The 18,820-nt window shown below is 42.8% G+C and carries 15 protein-coding genes; 8 read left to right on the top strand and 7 right to left on the bottom strand.

Features of this window, described 5'->3' with window-relative positions; translation table 11 throughout:
* The first annotated feature begins 6 nt into the window (after positions 1-6).
* The 3 genes from ACFS6H_RS18545 to ACFS6H_RS18535 are packed head-to-tail and all read left to right on the top strand — an operon-like array spanning position 7 to position 3,696.
* Complete coding sequence (locus tag ACFS6H_RS18545; protein WP_386102598.1) at positions 7-2,160, top strand: glycosyltransferase; 2,154 nt, start codon at positions 7-9, stop codon at positions 2,158-2,160.
* 1 nt (position 2,161) lies between these two features.
* Complete coding sequence (locus ACFS6H_RS18540; protein WP_386102595.1) at positions 2,162-2,956, top strand: ABC transporter permease; 795 nt, start codon at positions 2,162-2,164, stop codon at positions 2,954-2,956.
* 5 nt (positions 2,957-2,961) lie between these two features.
* Positions 2,962-3,696 carry an ABC transporter ATP-binding protein gene (locus ACFS6H_RS18535; protein ID WP_386102592.1) on the top strand — a complete coding sequence of 245 codons (735 nt, stop codon included), beginning with the start codon at positions 2,962-2,964 and terminating at the stop codon, positions 3,694-3,696.
* A gap of 11 nt (positions 3,697-3,707) precedes the next feature.
* Here the strand turns inward: ACFS6H_RS18535 and ACFS6H_RS18530 are convergent, their stop codons facing one another.
* A complete protein-coding gene (locus ACFS6H_RS18530; RefSeq protein WP_386102589.1) occupies positions 3,708-5,000 on the bottom strand; it encodes an O-antigen ligase family protein in 1,293 nt (430 codons plus the stop codon).
* Positions 5,001-5,079: 79 nt separating this feature from the next.
* Here ACFS6H_RS18530 and ACFS6H_RS18525 point away from each other — a divergent pair, with 79 nt between their 5' ends.
* The gene (locus ACFS6H_RS18525; RefSeq protein WP_386102586.1) at positions 5,080-5,961 is read left to right on the top strand and encodes a glycosyltransferase family 2 protein; all 882 of its coding nucleotides are present in this window, start codon (positions 5,080-5,082) and stop codon (positions 5,959-5,961) included.
* Between the two features lie 9 nt (positions 5,962-5,970).
* On the opposite strand, the gene ACFS6H_RS18520 is transcribed toward ACFS6H_RS18525, so the two are convergent.
* Both ACFS6H_RS18520 and ACFS6H_RS18515 read right to left on the bottom strand, forming a co-directional pair.
* Complete coding sequence (locus tag ACFS6H_RS18520) at positions 5,971-6,954, bottom strand: type I glyceraldehyde-3-phosphate dehydrogenase (protein WP_386102583.1); 984 nt, start codon at positions 6,952-6,954, stop codon at positions 5,971-5,973.
* 90 nt (positions 6,955-7,044) lie between these two features.
* Positions 7,045-7,821 carry a TerC family protein gene (locus tag ACFS6H_RS18515; protein ID WP_386102580.1) on the bottom strand — a complete coding sequence of 259 codons (777 nt, stop codon included), beginning with the start codon at positions 7,819-7,821 and terminating at the stop codon, positions 7,045-7,047.
* A 48-nt stretch (positions 7,822-7,869) separates the two neighbouring features.
* Between ACFS6H_RS18515 and hutI the strand changes: the two genes are divergently transcribed.
* The 3 genes from hutI (at position 7,870) to ACFS6H_RS18500 (ending at position 13,068) form a co-directional block, all read left to right on the top strand.
* A complete protein-coding gene (gene hutI, locus ACFS6H_RS18510) occupies positions 7,870-9,120 on the top strand; it encodes an imidazolonepropionase (RefSeq protein WP_386102577.1) in 1,251 nt (416 codons plus the stop codon).
* A 260-nt stretch (positions 9,121-9,380) separates the two neighbouring features.
* Complete coding sequence (locus tag ACFS6H_RS18505) at positions 9,381-10,043, top strand: hypothetical protein (RefSeq protein ID WP_386102574.1); 663 nt, start codon at positions 9,381-9,383, stop codon at positions 10,041-10,043.
* 331 nt (positions 10,044-10,374) lie between these two features.
* Entirely contained in the window at positions 10,375-13,068 is a 2,694-nt protein-coding gene (locus tag ACFS6H_RS18500; protein WP_386102571.1) for a 4-alpha-glucanotransferase, read from the top strand.
* Between the two features lie 149 nt (positions 13,069-13,217).
* Here the strand turns inward: ACFS6H_RS18500 and ACFS6H_RS18495 are convergent, their stop codons facing one another.
* Entirely contained in the window at positions 13,218-13,535 is a 318-nt protein-coding gene (locus tag ACFS6H_RS18495; RefSeq protein ID WP_386102568.1) for a hypothetical protein, read from the bottom strand.
* 59 nt (positions 13,536-13,594) lie between these two features.
* Between ACFS6H_RS18495 and ACFS6H_RS18490 the strand changes: the two genes are divergently transcribed.
* Positions 13,595-14,047, top strand: a complete 453-nt coding sequence (locus ACFS6H_RS18490) for a hypothetical protein (protein ID WP_386102565.1) — start codon at positions 13,595-13,597, stop codon at positions 14,045-14,047.
* A 1,300-nt stretch (positions 14,048-15,347) separates the two neighbouring features.
* On the opposite strand, the gene ACFS6H_RS18485 is transcribed toward ACFS6H_RS18490, so the two are convergent.
* The 3 genes from ACFS6H_RS18485 to ACFS6H_RS18475 all read right to left on the bottom strand — a co-directional run bounded on the left by ACFS6H_RS18485 (position 15,348) and on the right by ACFS6H_RS18475 (position 18,818).
* Positions 15,348-16,631 carry a hypothetical protein gene (locus ACFS6H_RS18485; protein ID WP_386102562.1) on the bottom strand — a complete coding sequence of 428 codons (1,284 nt, stop codon included), beginning with the start codon at positions 16,629-16,631 and terminating at the stop codon, positions 15,348-15,350.
* A 160-nt stretch (positions 16,632-16,791) separates the two neighbouring features.
* Positions 16,792-17,235, bottom strand: a complete 444-nt coding sequence (locus ACFS6H_RS18480) for an Hsp20/alpha crystallin family protein (protein ID WP_386102559.1) — start codon at positions 17,233-17,235, stop codon at positions 16,792-16,794.
* 569 nt (positions 17,236-17,804) lie between these two features.
* Complete coding sequence (locus tag ACFS6H_RS18475) at positions 17,805-18,818, bottom strand: hypothetical protein (RefSeq protein ID WP_386102556.1); 1,014 nt, start codon at positions 18,816-18,818, stop codon at positions 17,805-17,807.
* Positions 18,819-18,820: the final 2 nt, after the last annotated feature.

Below are 18,820 nucleotides of genomic sequence, written 5' to 3'. Positions count from 1 at the left end.
AGGAAGATGAAATATTGGATACTTACATCAGAATACCCGCCTTATTACGGGGGCGGAATCGGGACATACTCGTATCACCTGGCACAGTTATTACATAAACAGCAGGTAAACGTAAGTGTATTTGTACCCGATAGAAATATCAGCCATATTGTTGAAGAGGTATTAGATGGTATCAGGATTATCAGGTTTTCGCCTTATTATGCTGATAACTCGGGGTTTTTAGGGTATGAAGCGCTTGTCAGTTATTCCTTTACAGCAGTGATTGAAAAATACCTGGGAGCAGAAGAAACGCCGGACTGGATAGAAGCGCAGGAGTATGATGGTATTGCTTATTATTTATTGCAAAAAAAACACCTGGGATATCCTGTTCTTAAAAATATAAAGGTCATCATTACCTGTCATTGCCCTTCGTTCATTTTACTGTCTTATAACCATAAAAGTAATTATGCTTTACCCGCTTACTGGATCGGGGAAATGGAGAAGTTTTGTATTGAATCGGCTGATATCTGTTTTTCGCCAAGTCATTACCTGGTCACTGCTCTTCAGAAAGCGGGTATCATGCGTAAAGATATCAGGGTGCTGCCGAATCCCTGTCAGCTAACTCCTGCTTCCACCGGAGAAAATACTGCATTACCGGATGAACTTCTTTTTATAGGTAAGGTTTCTCCTGCAAAAGGAATTATAGAGCTGCTGGATGCCATGCGTATACTGGGCCGTACAGGAAGGGCTGTTAAATTGCATATCATTGGCGACGCTGATTTTTACCTGCACTCGCGGAAAAAAATCATGAGTCTCTATCTCAAGGAAAAATACCAGGATCTTTTTGAAGCGGGTCTTGTGGTACTCCATGGTACAATGCCTGCCGCCATGGTACACCAATATATCAGAAGGGCCTCCTTACTCATACTACCCAGTAAAATGGAGAACCTGCCCTATGTTGTACTGGAATCTATGAATGCCGGTACACCTGTATTGGCTTCAACAAAAGGCGGGCAGGCAGAAATAATAACGCATAAAAAAAACGGGTTCCTGTATAACCCCGATGAAGAGAATAGCCTGGTACGTGAAATAGAGACCATCCTGGCACTGGATGAAGAGGTCTTATCGGTAATTAAAAAAAATGCGGTACAGCGTGTAAAAGAAGCGTACAGCCCGGAACAACATTATCAAGCCAAGATGGAACAGCTGGGTAGTTTTGTACAGGGTGAAAGCCCGCGGTTCCCTTTTGCCCCGGTTATCGAAAATAAGATCAGGCCGTTACCGGAAAAGGATATAACGGAGCCGCTACTGTCTGTCATCATCCCGTTCTACAACCTGGGTAGCTATCTCCAGGAAACAATCGACTCCATCCGTAAGGCTGATTATAAAAATACAGAGATCATTATTGTTGACGATGGTTCAACCGATACTGCCAGTATCCGGGTACTGGAGGAGCTGGAAAGCAGGCCGGGTCTGAATATCATCCGGAAAGCAAATGAAGGGCTGGCTATTGCAAGAAACACGGGAGCGGCTCATGCAAAAGGCCGGTTTATCAGCTTTCTCGATGCAGATGATAAAGTGCATGCAACGTATTATACCAAAGCTATACAGGTTTTAAGGGAAAAGGAAAATGTACATTTTGTTGGTAGCTGGGTACAGTATTTTGAGGGTTCAGAAAAAAGCTGGGCCTCCTTCACTCCTGTATTTCCCTATATCCTGTTTCATAATATGATTAACTCGAGTAGCCTGGTGTATAAAAAAGCCTCTTTCTGCGAATATGGCTTAAATGATCCGGGGTTTATTTATGGAATGGAAGATTATGACAGTGTGATCAACATGATGTCAAATGGGTGTAATGGTGTTGTGCTTCCGGAGCGGCTGTTTTTATACAGGGTGCGTAAAGATTCTATGTCAAGAGGGTTTAATGATACAAACCAGCAATACCTGTATGAGCTGATCGCAGAGAAATATGCGGCAACCATATCCCTGTTCGGAAGCCAGCTATACGGGCTTCTGAATGCGAATGGACCGGGTTATAAAATAGAAAATCCTACGATGTCGTCGGTAAACTATTCGGCCAACAGGTATATGAATGCGATCAGCAGGAAACTGGCAGAAAAAGTAAAACGAAGTCCCAAAATAAGATCAGTGCTATTAAAATTAATGAGTAAAAGAAGATAAAATGTTACAGATAATTAAAGGTTGGTTCGGGGGCGAGAATAAATTTGAGCGCATCTGGCTCCTGGCAAAAATTGAGTTTAAGTTACGTTACTATGAGAACAAGCTGGGGCTTTTATGGGCGCTGCTGAAACCCATCATGGATATCTGTATTTATTATGTGGTGTTTAAGGTGATCATGAAGACCGATGTACCGGCTTTTGCTTCCTTTCTTTTTATCGGTCTTATATTATGGAACTTTTTTGTAGAGTCTACCACCGGCACTATCCAGATACTTCAGACCAAAAAGTACCTGTATGAGTACAGTAATATGAATAAAATTGAATTATACATATCACAGCTATTCAGTAACTCGATTGGATTTTTCTTCAACTTTCTCATGTTCCTCATCTTTTACAACTTCCTGGAAAAAGAGAGTATGGGCATGTCCTTACAGGCATTCTGGATCATTCCTATATTTATCAACTTATTTATTCTTTCTCTGGGAATAGCTTTAATACTTTCCAGCATTTATATCATTGCAAAAGATATTACACAGATATGGCAGGTATTTGTTTCGCTGCTTTTTTTCCTGTCGCCCATACTTTACAACCTGAGGGTGTTTAAAGATGCCTTACCCACTTTTCATTACCTGAACCCGATTGCCGGTATCATTATTAACGGGCGCAGGGTAATGATGGAAAAAATGCCGCCTGATTATGGGTTATTGGCCTGGGATATGGTGTATGCTTTGTTTTTCTTTTCCATTGGCTTGCTGGTATTGAATAAACTGGGTGCAAAAGCAGCTGAAAAACTTTAAATTTTATGAGTAACAATATCATACTTAGCGCAAAAAATATCAGTAAAACTTTTGTCATCAGCGAGGATAGTCACAATACGGTTAAACACCGGCTTTTCAACCTGTTTAATCCCCCGCGCAGGAAGAGGGTGGAAGCTATTAAGCCTATGTCACTGGAGATACAAAAAGGTGAATCTATCGGGTTGATAGGCAGGAATGGCTCTGGTAAATCGACCCTGGTAAAAGTGCTGGCCGGTGTATACCCGGTTGATACAGGCCAGTTAAAAATAAACGGCTCTACCATGCTGATGAACCTGGGGGTAGGGATGAGCCATGAATTAACAGCCCGGGAGAATGTATATATATCGGGTTCGGTACTGGGATTGAAGATCAAACAGATCGATGCCATTTTTGATGAGATCATTGATTTCGCAGAGCTGAGAGAGTTTGTAGATACCAAGATCAAGTTCTTTTCATCGGGTATGGTAGCCCGCTTAGGATTTTCCATCGCAGTAAAAGCCGGTGCGGATATCATGTTTCTTGACGAAATATTTGCTGTGGGTGATATGAAGTTCCAGGAAAAAGCAGTAAAGGTTTTTGAAACCTCATGGATCGCGGGTAAAACCGTGATACTGGTGAGCCATACCATGGAAACAGTACGGAAATACTGTAACCGTACCATGTATATGCGGCATGGCGAACTGGTTTATTTTGGCGATACAGCAAAGGCCATTGAATTATACGAAGCCGATAACCACTAGGTAACACAGGCTCAGCCTGCCGCCAGGCTTTGTTTTCTCCGGCTTCCGGCCAGGAGAAAAGGAATAAAGAATCCAAAGAGGATAGCGCCGAGGCTGCGGTCAAAATATACTTCGGTTATCATGGCAAAGGCAAAAGTAATACTGATAAGAATGGCCAGGTAATCCTGTTGTTTAATAAAAAAACAAAGGGGAAGTATAAACCAGCCGGTAAGAAAAAGAAGTAGACCGGTAATGCCGGTACTGTACAGGATATCTAAATAGTTGTTATGAACATTTTTGCCGGTGTCAATAGCAAACCAGAATTTTTTTTCCCGGTACAGTGCATTGAGCTGGCTGGTTTTGTCGCCAAGGCCTACGCCGGTAACAGGGTGCTGGGTAAAAAGCTCCCAGCCGCATTTCCAGGCGGCTATCCTGAAATTAGCGCCATTCCATTGCTCCTGGGTCAGTACACCACCATAATGACTTTCCGGGGCAGTGTTATCGTACCGGTAACCGGTAAACCCCAGTTCTTTAAAACGATTGAAGGTTTTGGGAAATAACAGGAAAACAAGCAAAACGGTAACGATCAGGCCGGTTAACAAACCTATTCCCTGCCGCCATTTTTTATGTTTATATATATAGAAAATGATTAATAAAATAGCGGTCCCATATAATTGAAGCATCATGATGCGGCTTGCCAGGAGGTAACTGATGATGAATAAAAAAGCGATAGCGATTATTAACAAAAGCTTATAACTATGGCTTTTATAACGGATGAACAAAAAATAGGTAAAAATATAAATAGACAGGTTAACCAGCAGTGAAGTATAGATAGATTGTTGTTTTATAAAGAAAGACAATGCATCGTTATATAACCAGGCGTTGTCCTGCTTATTGATAGCCTGAAATATGGCATAATTTAAGCTTATAAAACAGGAGATAGTGGTAATAACCGCCATTTGAAGTAACAGGCCGTCTCTCTTTTCACGGGAAAATGACAGGAAGAAAAAAATAAGCGGAAATACAAATAAGGGCATCCTGATCCTTAACGAGCGGAAACCATCTGTTTGATCGGAGAGCAGGAAGCTGAACAGCAGGTAAAGAAGAAATAAAAAAATAAACAGGAATGCATAGGCATGTGTAGAAAAACTGAATTTTCGTGGCCGTTGTTTTATAGCGATATAAACGGAAGCCACGGCAAAAGCGCCCATGAAAAAATAGCGGAGGGCCTGTCCCGATGGAAAAAACAATGAAGCAAAAAATAAGAGCAGCAGTACGGACCACAGTGATTCCCTGGTAAGCTTAAATGTTGTTGTCGGATACATGTACCGAAGGTAAGAAGAAAGAGAAACGTTGTTTAGCTGGATGTGTAAATTATTACCAATAAATTTAGATTCAACCCAAATGAAAACAATATCAGTAGTTATTATAACTTATAATGAAGCAAAGAATATTGCCCGCTGTATCAATTCGGTAAAATCAATAGCCGATGAGATCGTAGTGGTTGATTCCTTCTCATCAGACGATACCCTGAGCATTGCCGAAATGCTGGGTGCAAAAACCTACAAGCATCCTTTCTCCGGTTATGTTGCCCAAAAAAATAAAGCATTGGAGCTGGCTACACATAATTATGTGTTATGCCTGGATGCCGATGAACAATTGAGTGACCAGTTAATCGAATCAATCAAAAGGGTAAAAAATGACCTGCATTTTGTGGCTTATTCCCTTAGCCGATGTGCCTATTACCGGGGCAGTTTTATTAAATACGGTACATGGTATCCTGAAAGAAAAATAAGACTGTTTGATAAACGTTATTTGAAATGGACCGGCGATTATATACATGAACAGGTAATTGCCAGACAAGGTATGGCTGTCTACCCGCTTGCCGGCGATATTTTGCACTTTGTCTGCGATTCAAAAAAGGAACATACTGAACGAAGCAATAACTTCAGCAGTATTGCTGCTATGTCTATGTTTAAAAAAGGCAAACGCGCCAGCTGGATAAAAATGTTAGCCAGTCCTACCTGGTTCTTCCTGGTCGATTATTTTTTTCGCCGTGGTTTTATGAATGGCTGGAGAGGCCTGGCCATTGCTACCGAACAAAGCCGCTATCATTATCTCAAGTATAAAAAACTAAGGGCTTTATATAATAGTAAGAATATAGAAAAGTATAAAACTGTTGAAAAGATTTTAAACATCAAGCCTTCTACGGCCAATAAAAATCTTATTCACGCGGTTAATAATAAAGTTCAGTCCAGCGACAGGTCGCAGATAGCAAATGTTTAATCAGTCGTTTTATGATGACCATAACTCCAGCCAGTCTATCATACGGCTGGTAAAGCCATATTCATTATCAAACCAGGCAATGATCTTCACCTGTTTTCCGGCTACGGAGGTAAGTGAGCCATCAATAAGGCAGGAATGCGTATTGCCTTTTACATCCAGCGATACCAGTTCTTCTTCCGTATAATCCAGTACACCGCGGTATTCATTGGCTGCCGCGTGTTTGAATAAATTATTTATTTCTGCCGGTGTAACCATCCGTTGCATCTCCACGGTAAAATCGGCCATAGCACCATTGGCTACCGGCACACGTATACTTAGTGTAGCCACCTTATCTTTTAAACCAGGCATTAACCGTTCCAGCGATTGATAAAGGTCTACTTCTACAGGGATAATGGACTCTGCTGCGGCCCGCCCCCTGCGTGGTTGTTTATGCCAGGTATCTACCAGCTCCTGCCTTGTTGTATAAGAATGTAATACATTGATCTGGGCCGATGCAATGCCGATGGATTGTAGAAGGTATAAAATATGGGTAGAACAATTGGTCATACAGCCACCCGGAGATACAATGTCCAGCTTGCTGCTATCTTTTACATGGTTATGCCCGTAAATCAGCAGCGGAATATCACCGGCACCGGTAGTAGACAATAAAACCTTTTTGGCTCCCGACTGAATATGCTGGCCTGCCAGGGGGGCTGTACTGAACATACCGCTGCATTCCAGCACTGTATGAACCTGTAATGCCTCCCAGGGCAGTTGCAAAGGATCTGCCTTTTGTACATACAATATGGAGCGGTCACCCACAACAATATGGTTGTCCGCGATCGTAACTTTTTCCGCGAATGTTCCGTAAACCGAATCATACTGTAACAGGTATGCCAGGCTTTCAATGGGCATAATATCGTTAACTGCTATAATCTGTATGTGTTGGTGGTGTAATAAGCGCCTGAATAAAAGCCGGCCGATCCGCCCCATTCCGTTGATGGCTATACGCATGAGATAGTGTATTTAGAAAATATATTATTAATATCCGTTAAGACGCAAGCATTGCGTCTCCTTATTTGTTCATAATTGTTCTTAAAACAATCATTCATCCAGTTTGTTCTTCAACTCTACCGGGTTATGTGTTTTACGCATCCGCATATTTAATATTTCTACCAGCAGCGAAAATGCGATCATAGAGTAGATATAACTTTTAGGTATTTCCTGGTGAAAGGCCTCAGCTACCAGCATTACGCCGATAACAATCAGAAAAGCCAGTGCCAGCATCTGCAGTGTAGGGTTTTTATTAATGAACCGGCTCACTGCACCCGCAAATGCCATCATGATGGCAATGGATATCACCACAGCTACGATCATAATAAACACTTCATCCACCAGTCCGATGGCCGTTAAAATGGAGTCAAATGAAAAAACGGCATCAATCAAAACAATCTGTACGATCACCGAACTTAAAGTGGCGTAGATCTTTTTTGCCGTGGTATCCTGTGGTGTTGGCTTTTCCAGCTTATGATGTATCTCCAGGGTACTCTTTACCACGAGGAACAAACCTCCTGCCAGTAATATCAGGTCCTTCCAGCTTAACTGCAGGTCGGCCCCGGTTAATTTATCCGTTATAAAAGGTATGGTAAGGATGGGATCTTTTAGCTTCATGATCCAGGTAATGGTCAGTAATAAACCGATACGGAATATCATGGCCAGTGCTAATCCTATATTACGGGCTTTGCGTTGTTGCGATGGGTCCAGCTTATCCGAAATAATTGAAATAAAAATAATATTATCAATTCCCAGCACGATCTCTAAAAAAGTGAGGGTTAATAAACTTAGCCAGATGGACGGATCGGAAAAATCGGGAATATGCATAGCCAAAAATATTAAAGTACAAAGAAAAAGCTTTTTGTAATATTGCCTGTGCCAAATACACTAATAAAAAATATTAAAACCCTGGCTGGTGTACAACACCGGCAACAGGCCTTACGTGGAGCTGAGTTGGCAATATTGCCCCAGTTGCAAAATGCGTACCTCATTATAGAGGATGATATAATTGCGGAAATAGGCTCCATGGATAATTTGTCCCTTGCTGCCAAAAATATTGACGAACAGGTGGATGCCACGGGCTGCCTGGTATTACCGGCCTGGTGCGATTCGCATACGCATCTTGTTTTTGCTGCCAGCCGTGAAGAGGAGTTTGTGGATAAAATAAAAGGACTTTCTTATGCTGAAATTGCGGCGAGGGGTGGGGGTATACTCAACTCGGCCCGTAAACTGCACCTGGCAACCGAAGACCAGCTTTTTAACCAGGCCTGGCAACGTTTACAGGAGGTAGCAGCCCTGGGCACAGGAGCCATTGAAATAAAAAGCGGCTATGGCCTGTCGGTGGAAGATGAAATAAAAATGTTGCGGGTGATTAAACGCTTGCAGCAAAAATCATCACTGGCTATTAAAGCCACTTTCCTGGGCGCACATACTTATCCTGAGCAATATAAAGAGGATCACGAAGCCTATATACAACTTATCATTAACGATATGCTGCCGGTAATTGCTGGCGAAAAGCTGGCCGATTATATTGATGTGTTCTGCGAAACAGGCTTCTTTTCGGCAGCCGAAACCGAGCGTATCTGCCTGGCAGGTATGCAATACGGCTTAAAACCCAAGCTGCATGCCAACCAATTGAACCTCTCGGGTGGGGTAGAAGTTGGGGTAAAACTGAAGGCCGTATCGGTCGATCACCTGGAAACGATGGATGATGCGGCTATTGATACTTTGGCTGGTTCTGACACTATGGGTACTTTGCTGCCTACAGCGGCTTTCTTTTTACGTATGCCTTATCAGCCTGCAAGACAGTTAATTGACAAGGGCTGTGCCATTGCCCTGGCTACGGATTTTAACCCCGGTTCTTCGCCCTCCGGCAATATGAACCTGGTAGTGGCGCTCAGTTGTATTCAAATGAAAATGCTGCCCGAAGAAGCCATAAATGCCGCTACTATCAACGGGGCCTTTGCCATGGAGGTACAACATACGCATGGCAGTATAGCAATAGGTAAAAAAGCCAATATTATACTTACCAAACCAATACCTGGCCTGGCTTACCTTCCCTATGCTTTTGGCGCCAACAATATTCAGCAGGTGTTTATTAATGGGCAGCCTGTCCGGCCTTTATAAAATCTGGGGCTATTGGCTGTAGTAACACTGCTCAGCTTCAGTTCCCGCCTTCTGCAGTAGTGCAAGCCACACCCCCCTGACCCCTGAAGGGGAACCACCGCGCATTTGCAGCTACTGCTGCCAGTCGGGCAGCCTTTCAGCTTTGGCCTTAAGCATTCAGCTTTTTGCTTTTAGCTTTCAGCCTTCAGCTTTCAGCCTTTCTTTGCAACTTTATGCCTATCTTGGCTCGTCATAAGAATAACAATTTTAAGCAACATACAATGAGAACAAGTATAGCGTTTTTGGTCACTTTTTTAACGGTTTTTACTGCTTTGCAGGTAAAGGCGCAAAAACGGTTGACCGAGGCCACTATTACCTACAGTATTGTTATCAATACCAATAATCCCTCGCCCAAGGCTTCGGATATGCTGGATGGCGCTACCAGTATTATTTATTTAAAAGGTAATTCCAGCCGTTCAGATATGGTAAGCTCGCTGGGTACACAGTCCATTATTAACGACGGTAAAACCGGTGATGTGACCATTTTAAAAGATTATGGCCAGCAGAAATACATGATCAGCCTGACAGCCGATAACTGGAAACAGTATAACCAGAAATATGAAGGGGTGACTTTTACCTACGAAAATGAATATAAGACCATTGCCGGTTATAAAAGCCAGAAAGCTATTGGTAAGCTGGTGGATGGAAGTACATTTACCGTGTACTTTACAAAGGAATTGTTGCCTGTAAACAAGGATTTTCAATACCTGAACAAAAACCTGCCCGGCCTGGCCATGGAATATGAGGCTACCCAGGGTGGAACCAAGGTTACCTATACGGTGTCAAATATTAATCTGAACCTGGTACCCGCCGCAAAATTTGATATTCCTAAAACAGGCTACCGGGTAATGACCTATGAGGAAAGTACCCGTGGAGGCCAGTAATGATGATTTTAGTTTTTTATTAGTGATAAAAACACCCGCAAAATAATGGCGGGTGTTTTATTTTGTACCCGTTCAAATATATTTGCACCGGCATTTTGCATAATTGACTGGCTATCATTGATAAATGCGTAACAACGGATAAATCATTGTTAACCAGGGTAAATAAGCGTTTTTTAATTAAGGAACACCGGCAGCATGAAAACAACTACCCCTTTACCGGACCACAATACAAGCCCGAAAGTGTATTATTCAATAAGATTTTTCTACTTTCGCACAAATGTGTACCTTTTACACAAAACTATTTCTAAGAACTTAATAATCAGCGATTGCGATGAAGCTTAGTTTTTATATAAAATATTCCACAGCATTTGGGGAGACGCTTTTTATATCGGGTAATGTGCCCGAGTTGGGCGGGCTGGATATTAACCACCTGGTAGCCATGGAATATGTGAATGAATTTTTCTGGAAAGCAGAGGTAGAAATAGACCGTACCGATTTTAATAAAAACCCGGTAAAATATAAATACTACCTGCGGTCGCAAAACGGCGAACTGATCGCGGATGCGGCGCTGGACAGGGCTGTGGATATAGCGGCAAAGGGGTATGAAAGTTTTACTTTTTCCGATGTATGGAACCATGCCGGCGATTATGAGAATGTATTTTTCACAGCGCCATTTGCCAATGTATTGTTGCCGCAGGCAACCAAAACAAAAGCAGGTAAAACAACAGGTACCACCCATATTTTTAAGGTGAAAGCGCCTTTACTGAATAAACATGAGGTGATATGTTTAACCGGTGCAGGCGAAGTACTGAAGAACTGGGATACCGAAGCGCCCGTATTGCTGAGTCATGATGGTGTTTGGTGGACAACCCGGCTGAACCTTTCGGAAGAACGTTTTCCGCTTACTTATAAATATGGTATTTATAATACCAAAGAAAAAACATTTGTGGCCTATGAAACGGGCGATAACCGTATTATTCACGGCAATACCGGGGCCGGCCATTTATCTATTTTGCATGATGGCTTTGTACAAATAAAAAATAATAACTGGAAGGGCGCCGGTGTGGCCATTCCCGTATTCAGCCTGCGGTCTAAAAACAGTTTTGGGGTAGGCGAGTTTGCCGATATTAAGTTACTGGTGGACTGGGCAGCCAAAACAGGTTTAAAGCTGATACAACTGTTACCGGTAAATGATACTACTGCCACGCATACCTGGATGGATTCATATCCCTATGCAGCTATCTCAGCTTTTGCTTTACACCCGCAATATATTAACCTGGCCAGAGTAGCCGGGAAAAAACACCAGAAATTAATAGGTTCGGTTAAAAAGAAACAGAAGCAGTTAAATGAACTGGCCACGGTTGATTACGAGGAAGTGATGAAGTTTAAACTGGCTTTACTGAAAGAGCTGTTTGAGGAAGATGGCAAAGAGTGCCTGGCTTCTGACGATTATAAAACCTTTTATGAACAGAACCAGCATTGGTTAAAACCCTATGCTGCTTTTAGTTATTTACGCGATAAAAACGGCACGGCCGATTTTAATGAATGGAAGACCTACAGCAGTTATAATCCTGCACAGGTAAACCGTTTATTTACCTCATCGGCCGGCAGCAGGCAGGTGCAGTTTTTTTGTTATGTGCAATACCATTTGCACCTGCAGTTAAAAGAAGCCACTGATTATGCCCATAAAAAAGGTATTGTGGTTAAGGGTGATATTCCTATTGGCGTGTACCGTTTTGGCTGTGATGCCTGGGTAGCACCGGGTTTGTATAATATGGACCAGCAGGCCGGTGCTCCGCCTGATGATTTTGCGGCCGTGGGTCAGAACTGGGGTTTTCCTACTTATAACTGGAAAGCCATGCAGGCCGATAATTTTGCCTGGTGGCGCCAGCGTTTCCGGCAGATGAGTAATTATTTTGACCTCTTCCGTATAGATCATATCCTGGGTTTTTTCCGCATATGGAGCATTCCTATCAATGCCGTACAGGGTATTATGGGACGTTTTGTTCCCTGCATAGCCGTACACTATGTGGAGTTTGGCGAAAATGGTATCTGGTTTGATCAGGACCGTTATTGCAAGCCCTTTATAAATGACCATATACTGTATGATACTTTTAACGGCCATGCTGATACGGTAAAAGCTAATTTTTTACAGGGTAACGACCGTGGCGGGTACGATCTGCTGCCGGCATATGATACCCAGCAGAAGGTGGAACAGCATTTTGCTACATTGGAACAGACGCCGGATAATGAAAGAATAAAGCTGGGCCTGTTTGATCTTATTGCCAATGTAATATTGTTTGAACAGGAGGGTAGCCAGGGCCAGGAGTTTCATTTCCGTATTGCCATGGAAAAAACCTCCTCCTTTAAAAACCTGATCCCGCATGTGCAGGATAAGTTAAGAGAGTTATACATTAATTATTTTTATCGCCGCCAGGATGGTTTCTGGAGAAAAGAGGCGATGCAGAAGCTGCCGCCTTTAAAAGAAGTGACGAATATGCTCATCTGCGGCGAAGACCTGGGTATGGTGCCTGATAGCGTACCGCAGGTAATGCAGCAACTGGGTATATTAAGCCTGGAGATACAGCGTATGCCTAAGGATGCGGCCAAACATTTTTTCCTGCCATCCGAAGCACCGTATTTATCGGTCATTACACCCTCTACGCATGATATGAGTACGGTACGTGGCTGGTGGGAAGAGGATCAGCAAAGAACACAGGCTTTTTTTAACCAGATGCTGGAGCAACATGGTCATGCGCCTTATTTCTGTGAGCCCTGGATCAACCGTGCTATTATACTGCAGCATTTATATTCCCCCGCTATGTGGAGCATATTCCAGTTACAGGATATTTTGGGCATGAGTGAAACATTGCGCCGTGATAACCCGGCCGATGAAAGGATCAATATACCCGCTAATGCCAAACATTACTGGCGTTACCGGATGCACCTTAACCTGGAAGATCTTATTAAGGAAGATGATTTTAACGGAGAACTGAAAGGTTATGTAGTGAATAGCGGCAGGTAATATTGCAATCAATATACTGAAAGGCCCGGGTTAACAAGCCCGGGCCTTTTTATTGAAACGATCCATGCAGCAAACCATTCATCACTAAAACCGGTCACTGGAAAAAGTGTTTTTATTAAAATGAGACCAGCACATTAACTTACTGCTGGTTACCGCCTGCGGTGATAACGTTTCCAGTCGTGGTACTGCTGGTGATGGTGATAATTACGGGTTACATAACGACTGTCAATGTAATAACGGTTACCGGGGCCGGGGCGGTAGATATAACCCTGCGGGCTGCGGTAATAGGATCGGCCACGGGGCTGCCTTACCAACACATAACCCGGACCAGGCGTGTTAATAATGAGCGATACCGAAGGCCGGGGTGGCGGAGGCGGTGCGTACACCGTACGGCTGCTGCGGCAGGCCGAAAAAAACACCACGAGCATTATTAAGGCGGCGGACGTAAAAAGGGCGTATTTTTTCATAATGTTTCTTTTTTTATTTGACGATAAAAGAAACAAATCGTTTACCATAAAACTGTTGTATGAAACACTTTATCATCCTGTTAACGTTAGTTTTGGTTTTTATTAATACAAAGGCGCAATCCGGTGAAGATTCTGTTAAAGCCACTATCAATGCCTTGTTTACGGCCATGAAAAATGCGGATAGCGCAACCGTAAAAACCTTATTCAACAGTAATGCTATGTTGCAAACCATCAGCGAACATCCACAGAAAGGAACCACTGTGCAAACGGAAACGGTGGACGCTTTTGCCGGCATTGTGGGCAAGATGCCAAAGGGTAGCTGCGACGAACAGATCGTATTTGAGGGGGTTAAAATAGATGGTGCTTTGGCACAGGTATGGACACCCTATAAGTTTTATTATAACCAGCAGTTCAGCCACTGCGGAGTGAATGCTTTCCAGTTAGTACGGTTGAAGGATGGCTGGAAGATCCAGTATATTATTGATACCAGGCGAAAGGATAATTGTAAGTAGATACTGACATGATGTTCGCAGGAGTACAGTGTACTTCATGCCTACGCAGGAGGCATCTCCTGGAAATCAAATAGCTATTGGCGTTAATTGGCCTCTTCATTGTTGAGGCGACGGCATTACTTATTTAATAGTTCAGCTACCTGTATAGCTAAGTATTATCAGCGTGTGGGCGTACACTAACGCCGATGTGCGACCCCGCTGGGGTCAGAGATTTATGTGTGTTGGTATGTTATAAATATATGATGCCGCTGGCATCAAAATATCTCTTGCGTTATGTTCCGTGTTGTTAACAGGCGGGAATTTGAATGCTTGAGATAACAAATCATTGTTTCGAAAAGATACAGAGACGCTGATGTGCGACCCCGCTGGGGTCGGAGATTTGTGTGTGTTGGTATGTTATAAATATATGATGCCGCTGGCATCAAAACATCTCTTGCGTTATGTTCCGTGTTGTTAACAGGCGGGTATTTGAATACCTGAGATAAGAATCATTGTTTCGAAGTGATACATGGACGCCGATGTGCGACCCCGCTGGGGTCGGATGCTTATTTCTGGGACGTATTATAAACGTATGATGCCGCTGGCATCAGAAAAAGTATTGTTGAATCGTTTATTCCCGCAGAGTCCGTTAATCGGTTAACTATCTTTATTCCGGAGAGGTAACATTTTATAGCATATTGGGCTGTAACGAATGTGTACGTTCTCGATGACGTTGGAAGTTTATTTGTATAGGACATGTTATAAACATATGGTGTCGCTGGCATCAGAAAAAGTATTGTTGAATCGTTTATTCCCACAGAGTCCGTTAATCGATTAACTATCTTTATTCCGGAGGGGTAACATTTTATAGCATATTGGGCTGTAACGAATGTGTACGCTCCCGATGACGTTGGAAGTTTATTTGTATAGGGCATGTTATAAAGATATTATGCCGCTGGCATCAGAAAGATTATTGTGGAATAGTTGGTTTCCGGAAAATGCCCGTTAATAGGGGCTTTATCTTTATCCCGGAGGGATAACATATTTATAGCTTATGGGCCAGCGAGAATGCGTACGACCCCGGAGGGGTCGCATGTTTATTTATATCGCCGGGATATATATTCGTATATAGTGCACCATACATGCCTGTTGGTGTAACATAGTAACCCATAGTGGTTCTATTGCTGAAGGACTGCCGGATACGGAGGGCGGCGACCAGCGGGAGCCGGTGCGCAGCAAAGCGGAGCACGGTACCCCGGAGCAGCCGGAACTGCAGCTGATAAATGGTATGCAGCTGATAGCCCCGGAAAATATCAACTGATTATTTAAGCCTGTATTTTTTGTTTACTTTACGGCTGTTGAAGTAACGGTCAAGATCCTCACGTGACATTTCCCTTACCATTTCAATAGGCACATCGCTTAACTGCGCCTGGGTTTGTTTGTACTCGCTTTTGAGGGTTGCAATTTTTTTAGCAATATCAGGATCCTTATCACCAATGATCATGTTATCGTTTAACATGTATACCAGGCGCTTGGTAGCCGAACGGATCAGCGTTGCCTGGTTTTGTTCCACTGTTTTATTGGGTGAAGTAGCTTCTTTGATAGGGGTTAAGGCCACGCCTACACTGGGTAATACTTTACCCGTATTCTGCATGCCTTTATCGGTTGATGTATTAAGGATAGTGCCGGTTAAAGCGGCTGTACCTGCAGTAACATCAAAGCCGGTGCGGGTGCCCTTGGTCTTACGTACCTGTTTATCCAGTTTAAAGAAAAGGTATTGCAGTTTGGTGATATAATCGTTGATGGTACTGTCGATGGCTTTATGCTCCTGAACGGCACGGGGATAGTTGAGGGCATCACGAACGGTTACCTTGATGCTGGCCGTATCCCGTACATGCTGGCGGGTAGAGCCGATAAAGGTTAATACCACATCTTTTTTCTTGCCTTCATCGCCTTCGCCCACAAAATCATATGGAATGTCCCACTCAAAAACATCATCGCAGCGTTTTACCAGTTTAAAATTGCCAATGGGCACACTGCTGGAGAATAATATGTTCTCGATAGGGAAGTTACCGGCTTCGCACAGTACCTGGAAGGAAACTTTCTGGCCTTCGTCAATTAACAGGGAGCTGCCGACAGTGAGTTTTATTTTAGGCTGTACTATTTCGGTGTTAAAGAAAATAAGGGTGAAGCTGGTATCGACCCTTTCGCTGGGGTTGGAAAGGTTTTGAACGCCAAGGTTTACAATGTATTCCACATCGTATTTCAGCTTACCGGATAAAAAATAAGTTTTTTCGGCCTTGAAGGACAGGAGACCATTGTCTTTATTGATACGCAGGCCTACCGGGGAATTTTTTAAGTACCAGTAATATTTTTTCTCATCCTTATTAATATTCAGCTGGTAGTTTAAGGATGAGTCCACGTGCAGGGTAATGAACGGGTTAAGGTTCTGGATACGTAAAGGAGTGTCCAGGATTACGGGGGTGGGAATATGCACCGTAGTGTCAATTTTTACCGGAATTGTGTCAGTTGTCTGTGAAAAAGCAGGTAAACAGTACCATAGCATTAAAATAACAACAAGGCCTTTTTTTAGCATATTTTTCATCCTTTACAAGATGCAATATTACTTCATTTGGTTGTAAATAACGGCTTTACATGAAAGTTAAAGCGATATATGTGTGTAAATAGGATAAAAAAAGTCCCCATCGTAGAAACGGCGGGGACAAACCAAAACCAACTGCTTATGAGAAATATTTAATCCTTAATTACTGTATCTCTATTTGTTTAGACGCCGGCTTTTCAATTTGCTTTTTGGGTAAAGCAAGGATTAGCACTCCGTTAACATATTTGGCATCTATACCTTCCACATCAATTTTTTCATTCACAGTAAAGCTGCGTTTAAAGCTTTTAAAGTTGTATTCCTTCCTGATGTTTTTACCTGTTTTTTCCTCTGTATTGCTTTGTTTTTCCGCAGCAATGGTCAGTAACTGCTGATCCAGGGTAATGGAAAAATCAGCTTTTTCAAACCCGGGGGCCACTACTTCTAACTGGTACTGGTTTTCGGTCTCGGTTATATTCACAGGAACAAAACTGCTTTTCCCGTTGGCGCTATCGTGCCTGCTGATGCCGGGAAATTCATTAAAGAAGTTGTCAAGCAGGTTAGTGAACTGATTGTCAAAAGGCTGGGGTTTAAATTTTACCTGATTCATGATTATTTGTATTTAATTGTTTAAAAATTTTGTACAAACTCATGTGGTCAAATTGCGGACCAATGCCAGAAAAATCATTTTTGGGTGTCTTTAAGACGGAGTTTTGATTTTTATTGAGACAAAATGTCTTTATTGTAGGTTTTTAGCAGACATAAAGTCATGTACTGGGTTGTTTTTCCCGCAGATCAACGCTGATTGGTAACGCAGATTTTCGGGGATATGGAAAGGTGTTGTAGTAAACTGGTACTTTTTCAGCGTAGATCAGCGGTGTTTTACATCTGTTTAGATCAGCGGGCTATTTTCGCTGCCGGTATTCCTGCAGATCATCGCTGATTGGTAACGCAGATTTTCGGGGATATGGAAAGGTGTTATAGTAAACTGGTACTTTTTCAGCGTAGATCAGCGGTGTTTTACATCTGTTTAGATCAGCGGGCTATTTTCGCTGCCGGTATTCCTGCAGATCATCGCTGATTGGTAACGCAGATTTTCGGGGATAGGTAAGGGGGTTACTGTAAGCTATTATTATCAGCGTATATCAGCGGTGTTTTATATCTGTGCAGATCTGCGGGCTATTGAATCTCTCTTAATGCTGATAACAGGTTTTTTCCTTGGCTGATAGCCAGTGCCAGGGGCCGCATATTGCTGATCATTGTTTCATATTGTGCAGGTGTAATGTTATCAATAGCTTCCTGCAGTTCGGCAAGACTATTAACGGTAATACCGATCTGGTATTGGGTTACTAACTGACCGGATGCGGATATGCCCGCGGCAATAACCGGTAGCCCCGCCAGTATGTAAAGCGAGAGTTTATGGTGCGTCATGTATGGCATATAGGAGGCAAAAGAACCTTCCATTTGTTCAGGGTTGGGGCCATCCCAGATCAGGCCGAAAGAACCTTTTATTACCGAAGGCATTTGATAGGAAGGATAACTGCCTTCATAGCGAATATTCCGGTCTGGAACAACAGGTGTTTCGCCGGGGCCATAAATATGAAAATGTAAAGCAGGTTGTGTTGCTGTGATGCTGGGTAGCCGGTGTACAAAACTGCTTTTGTTAAGGTTGCCGGCAAAAGCAATAGCATAGGTTTTTGAACGGCTTACCGTGGCCGGGGCGGTAAGAAAATCAAAGAACCGGAGTGTACCATAATTAACCTGGCCCACGTGGTTTGCAAGCCAGTCCGCCATGCCCTTATTATGGACAATAAAATGCCTGAATTTTTTTAACTCTTTAATTTCCTGTTTTAGCTGCAGGCTGTCATCATCTTTAATGCCATCAATATCCCCGATAATACAGATGAGTTTGATGTCTTTGCGTTTGCTTAGTTTGTAAATGAAGTGCTGAATGATCCTGGCATAAGCGGGATATAGAAACACTACCTCGGCATGAGAAGGTAACTTACGCAGGCTGCGATACAGGAATAAGAACCGTCTTAGTTTGGCTATAGGGCCGGTATCGTTATGATACGGGAATTCGATAGGAAGATAATTATTGCGCTGTAATATGATCTCAATATCACTATAACCTACACCGCCATGTTGGTACTGCTCAAAACTATATTGTTTAATGAAGTATTTTTTTTGCATGG

The sequence above is a fragment of the Terrimonas rubra genome (assembly GCF_042686025.1).
GTDB classification, from domain to species: Bacteria; Bacteroidota; Bacteroidia; order Chitinophagales; family Chitinophagaceae; genus Terrimonas; species Terrimonas rubra.
This window is presented reverse-complemented; position numbering and strand designations above follow the sequence as displayed.

What these genes read in the sequence shown, in the direction of transcription:
- ACFS6H_RS18545 (WP_386102598.1), top strand. Translation starts at nt 7, where the DNA reads ATGAAATATTGGATACTTACATCAGAATACCCGCCTTATTACGGGGGC.
- ACFS6H_RS18475 (WP_386102556.1), bottom strand. Translation starts at nt 18,818, where the DNA reads ATGCAAAAAAAATACTTCATTAAACAATATAGTTTTGAGCAGTACCAA.
- ACFS6H_RS18515 (WP_386102580.1), bottom strand. Translation starts at nt 7,821, where the DNA reads ATGCATATTCCCGATTTTTCCGATCCGTCCATCTGGCTAAGTTTATTA.
- ACFS6H_RS18485 (WP_386102562.1), bottom strand. Translation starts at nt 16,631, where the DNA reads ATGAAAAATATGCTAAAAAAAGGCCTTGTTGTTATTTTAATGCTATGG.
- ACFS6H_RS18495 (WP_386102568.1), bottom strand. Translation starts at nt 13,535, where the DNA reads ATGAAAAAATACGCCCTTTTTACGTCCGCCGCCTTAATAATGCTCGTG.
- ACFS6H_RS18505 (WP_386102574.1), top strand. Translation starts at nt 9,381, where the DNA reads ATGAGAACAAGTATAGCGTTTTTGGTCACTTTTTTAACGGTTTTTACT.
- ACFS6H_RS18490 (WP_386102565.1), top strand. Translation starts at nt 13,595, where the DNA reads ATGAAACACTTTATCATCCTGTTAACGTTAGTTTTGGTTTTTATTAAT.
- ACFS6H_RS18530 (WP_386102589.1), bottom strand. Translation starts at nt 5,000, where the DNA reads ATGTATCCGACAACAACATTTAAGCTTACCAGGGAATCACTGTGGTCC.
- ACFS6H_RS18540 (WP_386102595.1), top strand. Translation starts at nt 2,162, where the DNA reads ATGTTACAGATAATTAAAGGTTGGTTCGGGGGCGAGAATAAATTTGAG.
- ACFS6H_RS18520 (WP_386102583.1), bottom strand. Translation starts at nt 6,954, where the DNA reads ATGCGTATAGCCATCAACGGAATGGGGCGGATCGGCCGGCTTTTATTC.
- ACFS6H_RS18535 (WP_386102592.1), top strand. Translation starts at nt 2,962, where the DNA reads ATGAGTAACAATATCATACTTAGCGCAAAAAATATCAGTAAAACTTTT.
- ACFS6H_RS18480 (WP_386102559.1), bottom strand. Translation starts at nt 17,235, where the DNA reads ATGAATCAGGTAAAATTTAAACCCCAGCCTTTTGACAATCAGTTCACT.
- ACFS6H_RS18525 (WP_386102586.1), top strand. Translation starts at nt 5,080, where the DNA reads ATGAAAACAATATCAGTAGTTATTATAACTTATAATGAAGCAAAGAAT.
- ACFS6H_RS18500 (WP_386102571.1), top strand. Translation starts at nt 10,375, where the DNA reads ATGAAGCTTAGTTTTTATATAAAATATTCCACAGCATTTGGGGAGACG.